The organism is Pseudomonas sp. 2,4-D, assembly GCF_030418155.1.
GTDB lineage: Bacteria > Pseudomonadota > Gammaproteobacteria > Pseudomonadales > Pseudomonadaceae > Aquipseudomonas > Aquipseudomonas alloputida.
This window is the reverse complement of record NZ_JAUHUI010000001.1, coordinates 436,349-453,475: the sequence shown is the minus strand read 5'-3', so window position 1 is coordinate 453,475 and position 17,127 is coordinate 436,349. Positions and strand designations below refer to the sequence as shown.

Genomic DNA, 17,127 nt, shown 5'->3' with positions numbered 1-17,127 from the left:
GTGGACACACATCGGTGGTTGGACACAGCCCACTGTAGGAGCGGGTTTACCCGCGAAAGGGCCGGCCCTGCTGGCCAATTTCCACCAGCCATTCACTGTTGCTGCCGCCACCGTATTCGCGGGTAAACCCGCTCCTACACAGATTGGTGGTGGACACACATCGGTGGTTGGACACAGCCCACTGTAGGAGCGGGTTTACCCGCGAAAGGGCCGGCCCTGCTGGCCAGTTTCCACCCGCCATGCACTGTTGCTGCCGCCACCGTATTCGCGGGTAAACCCGCTCCTACACAGATTGGTGGTGGACACATCTCGGGGGTTGGACACAGACCGCTGTAGGAGCGGGTTCACCCGCGAATGGGCCGGCCCTGATGGCCAATCTCCACCCGCCGCTCACCGTCGCAGCCGCCCGCGAACACCGGCAAAGCCGGTGCCATCCACCGCGTTGGTTTCTTCGCGGGCATGCCCTGAGGTGTTGTGTATTACCGAAAAAAAACCGCCCTTCTCAAGGCGGTTATTTTCGCCTGCATTCCTGCAGGCATCAGCACATCGAAAAGCCGTATCAGCCGCTCAATCCGTCTTCTCGAACTTCAAGTCCCACACCCCATGTCCCAGCCGCTCACCGCGGCGTTCGAACTTGGTGATCGGGCGCTCTTCGGGGCGCGGCACATAGGTGCCGTCTGCCGCACGGTTGCAATAGCCAGGAGCTGCGCTCATCACTTCCAGCATGTACTCGGCATACGGCTCCCAATCGGTGGCCATGTGGAACACACCACCGGGCTTGAGCTTGCGACGTACCAGCTCGGCGAACTCCAGCTGGACAATGCGGCGCTTGTGATGACGCGCCTTGTGCCAAGGGTCTGGGAAGAACAGCATCAACCGATCGAGACTGTTATCCGCCACGCAGCGGTTCAGCACTTCGATGGCATCGCAGTCATACACCCGCAGGTTTTTCAGCCCCTGGGTCAGCACGCCATTGAGCAGCGCGCCAACACCCGGGCGGTGCACTTCCACACCGATGAAGTCCTGCTCAGGGGCGGCGGCCGCCATTTCCAACAGGGAATGGCCCATGCCGAAACCGATCTCCAAGGTGCGCGGGGCCGAACGGCCGAACACCTGGTCGTAGTCCACCGGGCTGTCAGCCAGTGGCAGGATGTACAGCGGGCCGCCTTGATCCAGGCCGCGTTGCTGGCCTTCGGTCATGCGCCCGGCACGCATCACGAAGCTCTTGATGCGGCGGTGTGGGCGGGCTTCGCCGTCGGGGGTGATCGGCGTATCGTGCGATTCAGTCATCAGTTGCTCTTACTTGATCAGACCATCCAGCGGCGAGGAGGCGCTGGCATAGAGTTTCTTCGGCATACGACCGGCCAGGTAGGCCATGCGACCCGCAACAATGGCGTGCTTCATGGCCTCAGCCATCAGCACCGGCTGCTGGGCATGGGCGATGGCCGAGTTCATCAGCACTGCCTCACAGCCCATTTCCATGGCGATGGTGGCGTCGGATGCGGTACCCACGCCAGCATCGACCAGCACCGGCACCTTGGATTCTTCCAGGATGATCTGCAGGTTGTAGGGGTTGCAGATACCCAGGCCGGTACCAATCAGGCCAGCCAGCGGCATGACCGCGATGCAGCCGACTTCGGCCAGCTGACGGGCGATGATCGGGTCGTCGCTGGTGTAGACCATGACGTCGAAACCTTCCTTGACCAGCACTTCGGCTGCCTTGAGGGTTTCGATCACGTTGGGGAACAGGGTTTTCTGGTCGGCCAGCACTTCCAGCTTCACCAGCGTCCGGGACTCGTGCGATTTGCGCCCATCGAGCAGTTCGCGGGCCAGACGGCAAGTGCGTACCGCTTCCACCGCGTCAAAGCAGCCTGCAGTGTTCGGCAGGATGGTGTACTTGTCGGGCGACAGTACATCGAGCAGGTTCGGCTCGCCCGCATTCTGGCCAAGGTTGGTGCGGCGCACAGCGACAGTGACGATTTCGGCACCCGAGGCCTCGGTGGCCAGGCGGGTTTCTTCCATGTCACGGTACTTGCCGGTACCGACCAGCAGGCGCGACTGGAAAGTACGCCCGGCCAGGGTGAAGGGCTTGTCGCTACGAACGTTGCTCATCGTTGTTCCTCGGGAAAAGGTTGCAGGGCTTGCTTGTGAACCGCCGGGCTGCTGTCAGCCGCCACCGATGGCGTGGACCACTTCGACCTGGTCGCCGTCATTCAGCAGCGTGCTGTCGTGCTGGCTGCGCGGCACGATATCCAGGTTCAGTTCCACTGCAACACGGCGCCCGGTCAGTTCCAGGCGCGCCAGCAGGGCTGCAACGCTTTCGCCGGCAGGCAGTTCGTAAGGTTCACCGTTCAATTTAATGCGCATGCGCACGGCCACCATTGTTCTTTGGGGCCAGCATTCTAGCGCCGAACCGCCCTGCAACCCAAGGGCGGTGCGCGCCATTAGTCGTGATTGTGGACCACTCGGTCAGCCCAGCCGCCAGGCTGCCAGGCCCAGGCACAGCCAGCCGACAAGGAAGCACAAGCCGCCAATCGGGGTGATGATGCCAAGCTTGCCAAGGCCACTGAGGGTCAGCAGGTACAGGCTGCCGGAGAACAGCACGATGCCCAACGCAAACAGGCCGCCAGCCCACCCGACCAGGCGCCCGGGCAGGTGCGCCGAGAGCACCGCAACGCCGAGAATGGCCAAGGCATGGACCAGTTGGTAAGTCACGCCGGTGTGGAAGATCGCCAGGTAGTCAGCCGTCAGCCGGTTTTTCAGGCCATGAGCGGCGAAGGCGCCCAGGGCGACACCGGTAAAGCCGAAAAAGGCGGCAAGCATCAGGAAGCTGCGAAGCATGGGACGACTCCTTGTATCGGGTCTGTATAATGGCCCCTTCCACCCTTAGGGCCAAGCCATCGACATGCTGTCAACGCTTATCCGTCGCCTCTCCCGCGCCCTGCTCTGGTTCGTTGCCGGCAGCATCGTGCTGGTGCTGGTGTTCCGCTGGGTACCACCGCCCGGCACGGCGCTGATGGTCGAGCGCAAGGTACAGTCTTGGGTGAATGGTGAACCGATCGACCTGCAGCGCGACTGGGAGCCATGGGAGAACATCTCCGATGAGCTCAAGGTTGCAGTCATTGCTGGCGAGGACCAGAAGTTCGCCAACCACTGGGGCTTCGACCTCCCGGCCATTCAGGCGGCGCTGGCCCACAACGAGCGCGGTGGCAACATTCGCGGCGCCAGCACCCTGACCCAACAAGTGGCCAAGAACCTGTTTCTGTGGTCAGGCCGCAGCTGGTTTCGCAAGGGGCTGGAGGCCTGGTTCACCGCACTGATTGAGCTGTTCTGGTCGAAAGAGCGGATTCTCGAGGTCTATTTGAACAGCGCCGAGTGGGGCAAGGGCGTGTTTGGTGCCCAGGCAGCGGCGCGTTATCACTTTGGTGTCGACGCCAGCAGGCTCAGCCGCCAGCAGGCGGCGCAGCTGGCTGCGGTGCTGCCTAGCCCCATCAAATGGAGTGCCAGCCGACCGAGTGCCTACGTGGCCAGCCGGGCCGGCTGGATTCGCCGGCAGATGAGCCAGTTGGGTGGGCCCAGCTACCTGATGCAGCTGGACTCCTCCAGAAAGCTTTGAATGCAGGCCCGGCCCTTTCGCGGGTAAACCCGCTCCTACGGGCAACCGCGTGCCCGGCCTCCTCGCGGGCAGACCCGCGCCTACGGGCAACCGCATCCCCTGTAGGAGCGGGTTTACCCGCGAATTGGCCGGCAAAGCCAGCACAAATAAAAAAGCCGCTCACCCCATCAGGGCCAGCGGCTTTTCCTTACAACCCAGACTCGATCAGGCAGCGATCAGTGCCTTGACCTTGTTCATCGCATTCTTCTCCAGCTGGCGAATACGCTCAGCCGATACGCTGTACTTGTCTGCCAGTTCATGCAGCGTGGCCTTCTCCTCCGCCAGCCAACGCTGGTAGAGAATGTCGCGGCTACGCTCGTCCAGGCCCTGCAGCGCTTCGTGCAGGTTGCTGGTGGAGTTGTCACTCCAGTCGGCATCCTCCAGTTGCACCGCCGGATCGTAACGGTGGTCTTCCAGGTAATGCGCAGGCGACTGGAAGGCGCTGTCGTCGTCAGCTTCCGCTGCCGGGTCGAAGGCCATGTCCTGGCCGCTGAGGCGGCTTTCCATCTCGCGCACTTCGCGCGGCTCGACGCCAAGGCTTTCCGCCACGCGATGCACTTCGTCGTTGTTCAGCCACGCCAGGCGCTTCTTCTGACTACGCAGGTTGAAGAACAGCTTGCGCTGAGCCTTGGTGGTAGCCACTTTGACGATGCGCCAGTTGCGCAGAATGAACTCGTGGATCTCTGCCTTGATCCAGTGCACGGCGAACGACACCAGGCGCACACCCATTTCAGGGTTGAAGCGCTTGACGGCCTTCATCAGGCCGACATTGCCTTCCTGGATCAGGTCAGCCTGGGCCAACCCGTAGCCGGCATAACTACGGGCGATATGTACAACGAAACGCAGGTGGGCCATCACCATCTGACGAGCGGCCTCGACATCCTGCTGATAATAGAGACGCTCGCCCAGATCACGCTCCTGCTCGACCGTCAGCAGCGGGATGCTGTTGACCGTGTGCACATAGGCTTCCAGGTTTGCACCGGGTACCAGGGCATAGGCAGGTTGCAACGATGTGGTCATTCAAGAACCTCCGACTTACAAAACTCGCACCTTGTGGGCGCTGCCAACATTGACCTGGAACGACGGTACAAGTTCCGCAGTGAAGAAAATGTCAATGCTGGCACGTAAAAACTATCGCGGCGCCAGCTCGTTCAAGTGGCGGGCGACTGCAATCCATGCACCGATATACCCCAACAACACTGCTCCGATCAAGAGCGACAGACCATCGGAAGCCGGAACGCCGCCCAGGGCGAAGTCACTGCCATACAGCCCGGAAAGCCCTACCACCGCCTCGTTCAGCCAGTTCAGGCCAAACGCCAGGATGCCCCACGCCAGCAGGCCTGCACCCAGGCCATACAGGGCGCCCATGTACAGGAACGGCCGGCGCACGTAGGCGTCGGTGCCGCCGACCAGCTTGATCACTTCGATCTCGATACGACGGTTTTCAATGTGTAGACGAATTGTGTTACCGATTACTAACAGCAGGGCAGAAATCAGCATCACGGCCAGGCCGAAGACGAAGCGGTCACCCAGCTTGAGGATGGCTGCCAGGCGCTCGACCCAGACCAGGTCCAGTTGCGCCACGTCCACCCGCGGCAACTCCGCCAGGCGCTGACGCAAGGCGTCCAGGGCCGGCTTGTCGACCTCGGTCGGGGTTACCACCACCACACCCGGCAGTGGGTTGTCTGGCAGTTCGCGCAAGGCCTCGCCCAGGCCGGACTGCTGCTGGAACTCCTCCAGGGCCTGCTCGCGGCTGACATACTGGGCGTCCGCCACGCCAGGCATGCCCTTGATCTCGTCGCGCAGCGCTTCGCCATCGCGGCTGCCGGCATCAAGCTTGAGGTACAGCGAAATCTGCGCAGCGCGCTGCCACGAACCGCCAAGCTGCTCGACGTTCTTCAGCAACAAGGACAGGCCCATCGGCATGCTCAGCGCCACGGCCATGACCAGGCAAGTGAAGAAGCTGCCGATCGGCTGCTTGCCCAGGCGGCGCAGGCTGTCGGCCAAGCTGGCACGGTGGCTTTCCAGCCAGGCATGCAGCAGGGTGCTGAAGTCCGGGCCATCATCGTCTTCACCGCGTTTTTTCTTCGCAGGTTGCGGATCGGCCGGTTTCGGTGCAACCCGCTCGGAAACCTTCGGCGTACGTGTTGTGTTCATTGCCCGGCCTCCCCATCGCCGATCAAGCGGCCGCGTTGCAAGGTCAGCATGCGATGGCGCATGCGCGCGATCAGCGCCAGGTCGTGGCTGGCGATCAATACCGTCGTGCCCAGGCGGTTGATGTCCTCGAACACGCCCATGATCTCTGCAGCCAGGCGCGGGTCGAGGTTACCGGTGGGCTCGTCAGCCAGCAGCAGAGCCGGCTGGTGAACGATGGCGCGGGCGATACCCACCCGCTGCTGCTGCCCGGTGGACAGGTCAGCCGGGAACAGCTCGCCTTTGTCGGACAGCGATACACGCTCCAAGGCCGAGTCCACGCGCTTGGCGATCTCGACCTTGGACAGGCCGAGAATCTGCAGCGGCAAAGCAATGTTGTTGAACACCGTGCGGTCGAACAACAGCTGGTGGTTCTGGAACACCACGCCGATCTGCCGGCGCAGGAACGGGATTTGCGCATTGCTGATCTGGCCCAGGTCCTGCCCTGCCAGCATTAGCTTGCCGCTGGTCGGGCGCTCCATGGCCAGCAACAGGCGCAGCAAGGTGCTCTTGCCAGCGCCCGAGTGGCCGGTGACGAACAGGAATTCGCCCCGGCGCGCCCGGAAACTCAGCTCATGCAAACCCACATGACCGTTGGGATAGCGCTTGGCAACCTGCTCGAATCGGATCATGGTCAATCTCGCTCGGCGAACAGAGCCTTGACGAACGGCTCGGCTTCGAAGGTACGCAGGTCGTCGATGCCTTCACCGACGCCGATGAAACGGATCGGGATGTTGAACTGCTTGGCCAGGGCGAAGATCACCCCGCCCTTGGCAGTGCCGTCCAGCTTGGTCAGGGCCAGGCCGGTCAGCTCGACGCTCTGGTTGAAGTACTTGGCCTGACTGATGGCGTTCTGGCCGGTGCCGGCGTCAAGCACCAGCAGCACCTCGTGCGGCGCCTCAGCGTCGAGCTTGCCGATGACCCGGCGGACCTTCTTCAGCTCTTCCATCAGGTTGTCTTTGGTGTGCAGGCGGCCGGCAGTGTCGGCGATCAGCACGTCGACGCCACGGGCCTTGGCGGCCTGCACGGCATCGAAGATTACCGAAGCAGAGTCGGCACCCGTGTGCTGGGCGATCACCGGAATCTGGTTACGCTCACCCCACACCTGCAACTGCTCGACCGCGGCTGCGCGGAAGGTATCACCGGCAGCCAGCATGACCTTCTTGCCTTCCAGTTGCAGCTTTTTCGCCAGCTTGCCAATGGTGGTGGTCTTGCCGGCGCCGTTCACGCCAACCACAAGGATCACATAGGGTTTGTTCTGGGCCTGTACGTTCAGCGGCTGCTCGACCGGGCGCAGCAGCGCAGCCAGTTCTTCCTGCAACGATTTGTACAGGGCATCGGCATCGGCCAACTGCTTGCGCGCGACCTTCTGGGTCAGGTTCTGGACAATGGCCGAGGTAGCTTCCACACCCACGTCGGCAGTCAGCAGGCGCGTCTCGATTTCGTCGAGCAGGTCGTCGTCGATGACCTTCTTGCCGAGGAACAGGCTGGCCATGCCCTCGCCGATGCTGGCACTGGTCTTGGACAGGCCTTGCTTGAGGCGCGCGAAGAAGCCGGGCTTGGCCTGTTCGACGGGTGCCGCAACAGGCGCCGCCGGGGCTGGTACCGCGCGTTCCGGGATTGCGGGCGGTGCTTTCGGCTCCAGGTCCGGCACCAGGGCCACGGGCTCTTCGGCAACCGGCAGCACCAGGTTGCTGACCGGCGTGGCGGCCTCGACAGGGGCAGACTCGACAGGGGCCGCCTGCAAGGGCATGGACGCAACCGGCTGCGGTGCAGGTGCCACCAGCGGCTGGGATGCGACCGGCTCTGGCTCAGGAGCCTGCAACGGCTGGGACGCAACCGGCTCAGGAACGGGGGCCTCGACTACCGCGGGCCGGGGGGGTGCGGCGACCGGCTGCGGCTCAGCCAGCTGTGGGGCCGCAGGGGCCTGAACGGGTTCGGGGGCCTGTGGCACTTCGGCGGCAGACCCCTCGACCGGAGCGGCTGCAGACTGCTCGACAGCGGGGGGTTCATGCGCTGGCACGCCCGCTCCCGCAGGTGGCTGCGGCTTCTTGCGAAACCAGCTGAACAGGCCTTTCTTCTCACCAGCCTCGGCCGGCGCTTTTTTGTCGTCGTTGGAACCAAACATGGAAGACGGCTATCTCAGGGTAGCGATAGGCCAGCTATGGCCAATCGGGAATTCTCTCTACGCAGAACAGACTATCTTGAAGCCGGCTGGTTCATGCGCAACGTTTTGACTTAGTGTCCTGTGGGCCAGAACGGCGACAGGCATGGTCGCCAGGCAACCGGATCAGTATCCTAGCACCTCCTGGCCCGCCGACGCTAAACCCAGCGGGCCGCCGAACAGGTTAAACACCGTATGAACGCTCTAGCCCGCCGCGCCGCTGGCCTGTTGCTCGGCACGCTCTGCCTGCCGCTCGCGGCCTTTGCCGCCGATGTGCAACCCACCCACGAATTCATCCTCGACAATGGCCTGAAGGTCGTTGTCCGCGAAGACCATCGCGCCCCGGTGGTGGTCTCGCAGATCTGGTACAAGGTCGGCTCCAGCTACGAGACCCCGGGCCAGACCGGCTTGTCCCATGCGCTGGAACACATGATGTTCAAGGGCAGCGCCAAGGTCGGCCCCGGCGAGGCCTCGCGCATTCTGCGTGACCTCGGCGCCGATGAAAACGCCTTCACCAGCGACGACTACACCGCCTATTACCAAGTGCTGGCCCGCGACCGCCTGCCGGTAGCCCTGGAACTGGAGGCCGACCGCCTTGCCAGCCTGCGCCTGCCTGCCGACGAGTTCAGCCGCGAAATCGAGGTCATCAAGGAAGAACGCCGCCTGCGCACCGACGACCAGCCCAATGCCAAGGCATTCGAGCTGTTCCGCGCCATGGCCTACCCGGCCAGCGGCTACCACACGCCGACCATTGGCTGGATGGCCGACCTGGAGCGCATGAAGGTCGAGGAACTGCGCCATTGGTACGAGTCCTGGTACGCCCCCAACAACGCCACTCTGGTGGTGGTCGGTGATGTCACCGCCGACGAGGTCAAGGGCCTGGCGCAGAAGTATTTCGGTAATATACCCAAACGCGCCGTACCGCCAGCCAAGCTGCCTCTGGAACTGGCCGAACCAGGTTGGCGCCAGTTGACCCTGCACGTACGAACCCAGCTGCCAAGCCTGATCTACGGCTTCAACGTGCCCGGCCTGCCCACCGCCAAGGACCCTCGGACGGTGCACGCCCTGCGCCTGATTTCGGCACTGCTCGACGGCGGCTACAGCGCCCGCATGCCGGCCCGCCTGGAGCGTGGCCAGGAACTGGTGGCCGGCGCGTCGTCCAGCTACAACGCCTTCACCCGCGGCGACAGCCTGTTCCTGATCTCGGCGACGCCGAATGTGCAGAAGCAGAAAACCCTCGCCGACGTCGAGAAGGGCATCTGGCAGCTGCTTGAAGAACTCAAGAGCACACCGCCCAGCGCCGAAGAGCTGGAACGCGTACGCGCCCAGGTCATCGCCGGCCTGGTCTACGACCGCGACTCCATCAGCAGCCAGGCCACTACCATCGGCCAGCTGGAAACCGTCGGCCTGTCATGGAAGCTGATCGACAGCGAGCTGGACGAGCTCAAGCGCGTCACCCCGCAGGACATCCAGAACGCCGCGCGCACCTACTTCACCCGCGAACGCCTGAGCGTTGCCCATGTACTGCCCGAGGAGTCCGCCCATGAGTGATCGCCGCGCACCACGCCCAACCCTGCTGGCCACGGGCATTCGTGCCCTGGCGCTGGCGGCAGTGCTGGCCGCTCCGGCCATGGCCGATAACGCTGCCAAGGCCGACAGCAGCGCGGCCCGCCCGGCCAACACCTTGCAGTCGCTGGCCGAACTGAATGGCAAGGCCCCCAGCCGGCGTCAGTTGAACATTCAGCACTGGAACACCGCCGAAGGTGCCCGGGTGCTGTTCGTCGAGGCCCGCGAACTGCCCATGTTCGACCTGCGTGTCACCTTCGCCGCCGGCAGCAGCCAGGACGGCGGCACGCCAGGCCTGGCCGCTCTGACCAACGCCATGCTCAACGAGGGCGTGGCCGGCAAGGACGTCACCGCCATCGCCGAAGGCTTCGAAGGCCTGGGCGCAGACTTTGGCAACGGTTCCTACCGCGACATGGCCGTCGCATCGCTGCGCAGCCTCAGTACCAAGGACAAGCGCGAACCGGCCCTCAAACTGTTTACAGAGGTGGCGGGCAAGCCGACATTCCCCGAGGATGCCCTCAAGCGCATCAAGAACCAGATGCTGGCTGGCTTCGAATATGAGAAGCAAAACCCCGGCAAGATCGCCGGCAAGTCCCTTTTCGGCAAGCTCTATGGCGACCACCCCTACGCCCACCCAAGCGACGGCACCGCAGAGAGCATTTCGGGCATTAGCCTTGCCCAACTGCGCGCGTTCCACGCGAAGGCCTATACCGGCGGCAATGCGGTAATCGCCCTGGTCGGCGACCTCAGCCGTTCAGAGGCCGAAGCCATCGCCGCACAGGTGTCTGCCGGCCTGCCCAAGGGCCCTGCGCTGGCCGCACCGGCCCAACCCGCAGACGCCAAGGCCGGCCTGACCCACATCGACTTCCCGTCCAAGCAGACCCACCTGATGCTGGCCGAACTGGGGATCGACCGCCAGGACCCGGACTGGCCAGCCCTGTCGCTGGGCAACCAGATCCTTGGTGGTGGCGCCTTCGGTACCCGGCTGATGAGCGAGGTGCGAGAGAAGCGTGGCCTGACCTACGGCGTTTACTCGGTATTCAGCCCGATGCAGGTACGCGGCCCGTTCATGATCAACCTGCAAACCCGTGCCGAGCTCAGCGAAGGTACGCTCAAGCTGGTGCAAGGCATTCTCGCCGACTACCTGAAGACGGGCCCTACCCAACAGGAACTGGACGATGCCAAGCGCGAGCTGGCCGGCAGCTTCCCGCTGTCCAATGCCAGTAATGCCAGCATCGTCGGCCAACTGGGCGCAATCGGCTTCTACAACTTGCCGCTGACCTGGCTAGAGGACTTCATGCAACAGTCCCAGGCCCTTACCGTCGAACAGGTCAAGGCAGCCATGAACAAACACCTGTCAGCCGATAAACTGGTGATCGTCACCGTTGGCCCGAAAGTGCCACAAAAACCGCTGCCAGCACCCACTGACAAGCCCTCCGAGCAACCGCTCGGGGTACCGGAGCACTAATGCCAAGATCCACCCCTCCCGCCCGCCCGCAGGCGGGCCCAAGCAAGGGCCAGGGCCACCTGCGCATCATCGCCGGCGAGTGGCGCAGCCGCCGCCTGGCGGTGCCGGAAGGCGAAGGCCTGCGGCCAACGCCTGACCGCGTACGGGAAACCGTATTCAACTGGCTGGCACCCTACATCGAGGGCGCCCGCGTGCTGGACGCCTTCACCGGCAGCGGTGCCTTGGTGCTCGAAGCCCTGTCCCGTGGGGCCGAGGATGCCGTGGCGCTGGACAGCAACCCTGCGGCCATCGCCAACCTGAAGAACAACCTCGAAATCCTGCGCTGTCCTCGCGGGCAAATTCTGCAAACCGACGCCCTGCGCTACTTGCAAGCCCCGGCCAAGCAGCAGTTCGATGTCGTGTTCCTCGACCCGCCGTTCCACCAGGACCTGCTGGCCAACACCTGCAACATGCTGGAGCAGCATCAGTGGTTGAGCGAGCAGGCATGGGTCTACACAGAAAGCGAAGCGGCACCCTCGACCTTGCAGCTGCCAGGCAACTGGCGCCTGCACCGTGAAAAAAAGACTGGCCAGGTGCACTACGCACTTTGGCAGCGGGCCTGACCACATAACCCGGGGCTGGCGTATTTAGTTACCGCCAACCGGCCTGGGGCATGGCTGAAGCTTCTCCTTCTATTCTTGCAGGAGCGCGTCAACCATGCCCCGAAACCCTTCCCCGCCTGCGCCCACCAGCGCAGTAAGCGCTTTTACACTGGCCAATGGCTTGCGTGTGTACCTTCGTGAAGACAGGCGCGCGCCACTGGTCAGTGCGCAACTGTGGTATCACGTCGGCTCCAGCTACGAGCCTGAAGGCCACACCGGCCTTTCTCACGCACTGGAGCATCTGCTGTTCGAAGGCAGCAGCAAGTTGGCCGGCGGCCAGTACTCCGCGCTCATGGCCCGCCTTGGTGGCAATCCGAATGCATTCACTGCCCAAGAAGCCACGGTCTTCCCGCTTACATTACCCAGCAATCGCCTGGAGATCGCGTTGGAAGCCATGGCCGACGTGATGGCAAGCGCTACCCTCGACAGCGCACCCTTCGCTCGCGAACTGGCAGTGGTCATGGCCGAGCGACGTGAGAATATCGATAACACCCCTCTCGCGCTGGCCCTGGAGCATCACCAGCTACTGGCCTATGGCAACAGCGGCTACGGCACGCCAGTGATCGGTCACAAAGCGGACCTTGGCCACATGACGCTGGCTGCAGCACGTACCTGGTACCAAAGCTGGTATCACCCTAACAACGCCACGCTTGCGGTAGCCGGCGACATTGCCTTGCCACAACTGCAAACCCTGGTAACCCGGCACTTTTCAGCGATCCCCGCCAATCGCCTGCCGCTGCGACAAACCCACAAAGCCCCGCCAGGTCTTTTACGGCGCTACCAGACCCTGCGCTTGCAAGGCCTGTACACGGGCGTGATCCTCAGTTTCAACCTCCCCAGCCAATGTACCGCCAAGTCTGATGAGCAAGCTTATGCACTGAGGCTGCTACCCGACATCCTGGCCGACGGCCAAGCCAGCACCTTGCAACGCAGGTTGGTGTTGGAGGAACCGCTACTGCGGGGGATCCGGTCAGATTATGAGCCTTGGCAACGGGGCGACAGCCTGCTGACCCTCTACACGTTCTGCAGCCCACACGTTACGCCAGAAGAAGCAGCCGAAAGGCTGATGCTGGAAATCAATGCGTTCCGCCACTCCGCCCCCTCCAAAGAAGGCCTTCAACGCGCCAAAGCGCGGCTGCTGGCCAGGCGACTGTTCGAAATGGACGATATCGGCAAACAGGCAGAAACCATTGGCAAGCAGGCCAGCTGCGGCCTGGACCCCGTGACGCTGGACGATGAACGGCAGGCCATCAACGCCGTGACAGCCGAACAAGTTGGCCAGGCTGCCCTGGACTTCCTCACCGAAGACCGAGCCGCTATCACTTTCATGCACACCAAGGAGAGCGCTGATGAGTGACATTATTGCGCAGCCCCAGCATACGGCCGATGGCGATAATATTTTTGGCGGCCTGATCTCGGCCCAGGGGCTGGACCTGAACCAGCTCACGCCCCATCAGACACATGTGCAAGCCTGGACAACAGCAACAGGCGCAGGTGTGAAGTTCGTCGAAGCACGTGGGTTACCTATCGTCGATGTGGTATTGCGGTTCAAGGCCGGCACAAGCCAAGCCCCCCTGCAATCCGGCCTGGCAGCCCTGACGCTGCATATGCTCGACGAGGGCAGCCAGCTTTACACCGCCGCCCAGCAAGCCGAGCGCATGGAGCGACTGGGCGTGATCATGGACAAACAGGTCCGCCTGGAGCACGCGACATTGAGCCTGCGCAGCCTGAGCAGCAAGGCTCTGCTTGATCCTGCCTTGGCGCTTTTCATCGATCTTGCCGCACGCCCTGCCTTTCCAGCCCTTGCATTGGAGACGGTAAAGCGCCAGCTGTTGCAGTCCAATGCATCACGAGAACGGCGCCCCGACATCAGGGCCCGGAGCGAAGTTTTCCGCCATTTGTTCAAGGGGCACCCCTACGGCAACCCTTGGGGTAGCACAGCCGAGGGTATGGCAACTGTCACCCCTGAGGACTTGCGGGCATTCCACCAGCGTGCTTATTCCGCCAGCAACCTGGAAATGGTGTTGGTCGGGGACCTCTCCCTTGCTGATGCACAAGACATTGCCCAGCAAATAAGCCAGGCCCTGCCCCAAGGCTGGTCCGCCGTAAAGCTGCCTGCCGTGCCGGCAGCAGCCAGTGCAACTGTGAACATCGAGCAGGATGGTGCCAGCAGTGCATTGGTGTTGGCAGTGCCCATGAACGTACCCGCCAATGACCCGGAGTATCCAGCGCTGGTGTTGGCTAGCGAGGTATTGGGGGCAGACCTCGAATCCCGCCTGATGGTGGAAATGCGCCAACGCCGTGGGCTGACCTACGGTATCTACAGTCGAGTGTCGCCCATGAGTGCCGGTGGCCTGTTGACCATCTCGTGGGAAATCGCCCCTGCGTACGTGCAAGGCTCGCAGGCTTTGGTAGAGGAGCTGCTGCGCGACTTCATCGACCAAGGCCCGACCCAGGCCGAGCTGGACCTGGCGCGCAATCGTCTGGCCGGGCAACAGCTACGCGGGATAGCGCAAAACAAGAGCCTGGCAGCGTTGCTCGCGCAGATCACCCATCAAAACCAGCCCGCGGACTATTTGAACACCTACATCGAGCGCATCGGCAGGCTGACCCCAGCGGACCTTCGCGCTGTCATGCAGCGCCGGCTCGACCTGGACCAGAAGGTGCTGGTCAGTGTCGGCCCTCAAGCCGAGCAGCAAGCGTTGCCGGCCCTCTACCAATAGCGCAGGTACTGTGGCGCTGTTTCATGGCACTCTAGGCAGGCACAACATGAGTCGCCCAGCATGCCCACTACCAGCGCCACGTTCCACCCAGCCTTCGGCCTGTCCAACCCCCATCTGCAAACGCTGTGGGGGCCATTGTGGCGCAAGCTGCCGGACCTGCCACGTAGCCGCGAACGCTTGTGGCTGGCCGACGGTGACTTCATCGACCTGGACTGGCACGGCCCGCACCAGCCGAATGTGCCATTGGTGCTGGTGCTGCACGGGCTGACCGGTTCGTCCCATTCGCCGTACGTCAAAGGCCTGCAGCAAAGTTTGCACGCACGCGGTTGGGCCAGTGTGGCAGCGAACTGGCGCGGCTGCTCGGGCGAGCCCAATCTCCTGCCCCGCAGCTACCATTCCGGCGCCAGCGAGGACCTGGCCGAAATTGTCAGCCACCTGCGCGCCCAGCGCCCACTGGCGCCGCTGTACGCGGTGGGTTACTCGCTGGGGGGCAACGTTCTGCTGAAATACCTGGGCGAGAGCGGGGTCGCCAGCCAGCTGGAGGCGGCGGTCGCAGTATCGGTGCCGTTTCGCCTGGACCACTGTGCCGACCGCATTGGCCGAGGTTTCTCCAAGGTTTACCAAGCGCACTTCATGCGCGAAATGCTGGCGTATGTACAGCTCAAGCAGCAGCACTTTCACGCCAACGGCCAACATGACCGGCTGGCGACGCTGCAGCGCTTGGGGCCACTGACCAAGTTGCGCACATTCTGGGACTTCGACGGTAGGGTTACCGCCCCCCTGAACGGGTTTCGCGACGTGCACGACTACTATCGTCGCTCATCGAGCCATTTCTTCTTGGGCCAGAATCGCACGCCGACGCTGATCATCCATTCCAGCGATGACCCGTTCGTGTCCTGCCACAGCTTGCCCACAGCCCGTGAACTGGCATCGCAAACCCGCTTCGAACTGCATAGCCGTGGCGGGCATGTGGGCTTTGTGGACGGCAGTCTGCGCAATCCGGGGTATTACCTGGAGCGCCGGATTCCGCAGTGGCTGGTCGAGGGTACCTAGCCCGAGCTGGATCTATTCGCCCGTAGCCACGCCGTGCGCGGGATTGTTGATCCACTCACTCCACGACCCGGCATACAGCTTGCCTAGCGGGTAGCCTGCCAGCGCCAAGGCAAACAGGTTATGGCAAGCCGTCACCCCGGATCCGCAGTAAGACACCAACTGCTCCGGCGCCCGCCCGGCAAGCATTTCGGCAAAGCGCTGCCTGAGTTGGTCCGAAGGCAAGAAGCGCCCATCAGCGCCTAAGTTGTCGGTAAACGCTGCGCACTGGGCACCGGGAATATGCCCCGCCACCGGGTCGATCGGCTCCACTTCACCGCGAAAACGTGGCAAGGCACGCGCATCGATCAAAGTCAGGTCTGTGCTACCAAGGCGCTTGCCCAGATGGTCGGCATCGATCAGCAGCTTCGCGTCAGGTTCACCACTGAAAGTGCCCTCACGTTTGGGCGGTGGGTCCAGGCTCAACGGCAGGTGCGCCGCGTGCCAAGCCTTCAGGCCACCGTCGAGAATCGCCACACCGCTGCGCTTGCCCAGCCAGACCAGTAGCCACCAGGCGCGGGCGGCAAAGGCGCCGGGGCCGTCGTCGTACAGCACCACCTCGCTGTCGTTGTTCAGGCCCCACTCTCGCAGGCGCTCGACCAGCTGCTGCGGATCGGGCAATGGGTGGCGCCCGGTGCGCCCCTTGCTCACCGGCCCGCTGAGATCCCGGTCCAGGTCGGCAAAATGCGCCCCCTCAATATGCCCCTGGGCATAGCTGCGCTGGCCATAGTCCACATCCTCGAGGGCAAAGCGGCAGTCGAGGATCACCAACTTGGGCGAGCCCAGACGCTCGGCCAACTGCTGCGGGGTGATCAATTGCGCAAGGGACATGACAATCTCCTGATCTATGGCACAAGAGCCCTGGGCTAGTGCTCCAGAGCCTGGTTGAACGGTACATGGAATTCCTGACACAGCGCGTCCACGGCAGGACGGGCATTGTCGGTGACGAAACCGAGCTCCAGCACCAGCACCTGATAGACGCCGCGCTTGAAGGCTTCTTCACCCAAGTGCGCGGAATGTTCACGCGTGGTGCTAAGAAAACGTACCCATGATGTCAGCACGATCCAGGCATTGATGGTCAGCGATTCGATCTGCGCCGGCACCATGGCCAGGATCCCTGCCTCGACGAAGCCGCGGTAGATCGCCTGGCCCTGGCGCAGGCAGCGTTCGGAAAAACGCCGGTAACGGGCGGCCAGTTCGGCGTCGCTGTCCAGCAGATGCTCCAGGTCACGGTGCAGGAAGCGGTAGTTCCACATAGCCGCCAGCAAGGCCTTGAGGTAGAAGCGTTTGTCTTCCACGGTTGCCGCGCGGCCCTGCGGCGGGCGCAGAAAGCTGTCCACCAGCGCTTCGTACTGGCTGAACAACAGGGCAATGATCGCCTGCTTGTTGGGGAAGTGGTAATACAGGTTGCCGGGCGAGATTTCCATGTGCGCGGCAATGTGGTTGGTACTGACGCTGCGTTCGCCCTGCTGGTTGAACAGCTCCAGGCTGTTCTGCACGATGCGCTCTCGGGTCTTCATGCGCGGGGCCATGCTCAGCTCCCAGTCTGCAGGCTTTCATCAAAGGCTTATCTTACGGCGTATTACAGATGGAATGCACCGTTGAGCGGCATGGAAAAATTCGCACCA

At 63.1% G+C, this 17,127-nt stretch carries 16 protein-coding genes and 1 pseudogene; 7 read left to right on the top strand and 10 right to left on the bottom strand.

Features of this window, described 5'->3' with window-relative positions:
- Window positions 1-567: 567 nt before the first annotated feature.
- From trmB to QYE47_RS02125, 4 genes are all read right to left on the bottom strand, one after another.
- A complete protein-coding gene (trmB, locus tag QYE47_RS02140; RefSeq protein ID WP_070384444.1) occupies window positions 568-1,290 on the bottom strand; it encodes a tRNA (guanosine(46)-N7)-methyltransferase TrmB in 723 nt (240 codons plus the stop codon).
- A gap of 9 nt (window positions 1,291-1,299) precedes the next feature.
- A complete protein-coding gene (locus QYE47_RS02135) occupies window positions 1,300-2,112 on the bottom strand; it encodes a thiazole synthase (protein ID WP_003249091.1) in 813 nt (270 codons plus the stop codon).
- A 54-nt stretch (window positions 2,113-2,166) separates the two neighbouring features.
- Window positions 2,167-2,367: a sulfur carrier protein ThiS gene (thiS, locus tag QYE47_RS02130; protein ID WP_003249090.1), complete on the bottom strand. Its 201-nt coding sequence runs from the start codon at window positions 2,365-2,367 to the stop codon at window positions 2,167-2,169.
- Between the two features lie 102 nt (window positions 2,368-2,469).
- Window positions 2,470-2,841 carry a DUF423 domain-containing protein gene (locus QYE47_RS02125; protein ID WP_014592729.1) on the bottom strand — a complete coding sequence of 124 codons (372 nt, stop codon included), beginning with the start codon at window positions 2,839-2,841 and terminating at the stop codon, window positions 2,470-2,472.
- 29 nt (window positions 2,842-2,870) lie between these two features.
- Here QYE47_RS02125 and mtgA point away from each other — a divergent pair.
- Window positions 2,871-3,616: pseudogene (gene mtgA / locus QYE47_RS02120) on the top strand (monofunctional biosynthetic peptidoglycan transglycosylase).
- Window positions 3,617-3,820: 204 nt separating this feature from the next.
- Here mtgA and rpoH read toward each other — a convergent pair.
- The 4 genes from rpoH to ftsY all read right to left on the bottom strand — a co-directional run bounded on the left by rpoH (window position 3,821) and on the right by ftsY (window position 7,976).
- Window positions 3,821-4,675: an RNA polymerase sigma factor RpoH gene (gene rpoH, locus QYE47_RS02115; protein ID WP_009684917.1), complete on the bottom strand. Its 855-nt coding sequence runs from the start codon at window positions 4,673-4,675 to the stop codon at window positions 3,821-3,823.
- Between the two features lie 111 nt (window positions 4,676-4,786).
- Window positions 4,787-5,812 (bottom strand): permease-like cell division protein FtsX, encoded by a 1,026-nt coding sequence (gene ftsX / locus QYE47_RS02110; RefSeq protein WP_014592730.1) that lies wholly within the window; start codon window positions 5,810-5,812, stop codon window positions 4,787-4,789.
- Complete coding sequence (gene ftsE, locus QYE47_RS02105) at window positions 5,809-6,480, bottom strand: cell division ATP-binding protein FtsE (RefSeq protein WP_003249079.1); 672 nt, start codon at window positions 6,478-6,480, stop codon at window positions 5,809-5,811. Before ftsE ends, ftsX begins: the two co-directional genes overlap by 4 nt.
- A 2-nt stretch (window positions 6,481-6,482) precedes the next feature.
- Entirely contained in the window at window positions 6,483-7,976 is a 1,494-nt protein-coding gene (gene ftsY, locus QYE47_RS02100) for a signal recognition particle-docking protein FtsY (protein ID WP_070384445.1), read from the bottom strand.
- Window positions 7,977-8,207: 231 nt separating this feature from the next.
- Here ftsY and QYE47_RS02095 point away from each other — a divergent pair, with 231 nt between their 5' ends.
- From QYE47_RS02095 to QYE47_RS02070, 6 genes are all read left to right on the top strand, one after another.
- On the top strand, window positions 8,208-9,563 hold the full coding sequence (locus QYE47_RS02095; protein ID WP_004575476.1) for a pitrilysin family protein: 1,356 nt from the start codon (window positions 8,208-8,210) through the stop codon (window positions 9,561-9,563).
- The gene (locus QYE47_RS02090) at window positions 9,556-11,046 is read left to right on the top strand and encodes a pitrilysin family protein (protein ID WP_014592732.1); all 1,491 of its coding nucleotides are present in this window, start codon (window positions 9,556-9,558) and stop codon (window positions 11,044-11,046) included. Before QYE47_RS02095 ends, QYE47_RS02090 begins: the two co-directional genes overlap by 8 nt.
- A complete protein-coding gene (gene rsmD, locus QYE47_RS02085; protein ID WP_014592733.1) occupies window positions 11,046-11,648 on the top strand; it encodes a 16S rRNA (guanine(966)-N(2))-methyltransferase RsmD in 603 nt (200 codons plus the stop codon). Before QYE47_RS02090 ends, rsmD begins: the two co-directional genes overlap by 1 nt.
- Window positions 11,649-11,742: 94 nt before the next feature.
- Complete coding sequence (locus QYE47_RS02080; protein ID WP_014592734.1) at window positions 11,743-13,044, top strand: pitrilysin family protein; 1,302 nt, start codon at window positions 11,743-11,745, stop codon at window positions 13,042-13,044.
- The gene (locus QYE47_RS02075; RefSeq protein ID WP_301158827.1) at window positions 13,037-14,410 is read left to right on the top strand and encodes a pitrilysin family protein; all 1,374 of its coding nucleotides are present in this window, start codon (window positions 13,037-13,039) and stop codon (window positions 14,408-14,410) included. The genes QYE47_RS02080 and QYE47_RS02075 overlap by 8 nt, the downstream gene beginning before the upstream one ends.
- 60 nt (window positions 14,411-14,470) lie before the next feature.
- Entirely contained in the window at window positions 14,471-15,463 is a 993-nt protein-coding gene (locus tag QYE47_RS02070) for a hydrolase (protein ID WP_014592736.1), read from the top strand.
- A 12-nt stretch (window positions 15,464-15,475) separates the two neighbouring features.
- Here QYE47_RS02070 and QYE47_RS02065 read toward each other — a convergent pair whose 3' ends face one another.
- Together QYE47_RS02065 and QYE47_RS02060 are read right to left on the bottom strand one after the other, a co-directional pair.
- Window positions 15,476-16,330: a sulfurtransferase gene (locus tag QYE47_RS02065; RefSeq protein ID WP_070384446.1), complete on the bottom strand. Its 855-nt coding sequence runs from the start codon at window positions 16,328-16,330 to the stop codon at window positions 15,476-15,478.
- Between the two features lie 35 nt (window positions 16,331-16,365).
- Window positions 16,366-17,031, bottom strand: a complete 666-nt coding sequence (locus QYE47_RS02060) for a TetR/AcrR family transcriptional regulator (protein WP_003249070.1) — start codon at window positions 17,029-17,031, stop codon at window positions 16,366-16,368.
- Between the last annotated feature and the right edge of the window lie 96 nt (window positions 17,032-17,127).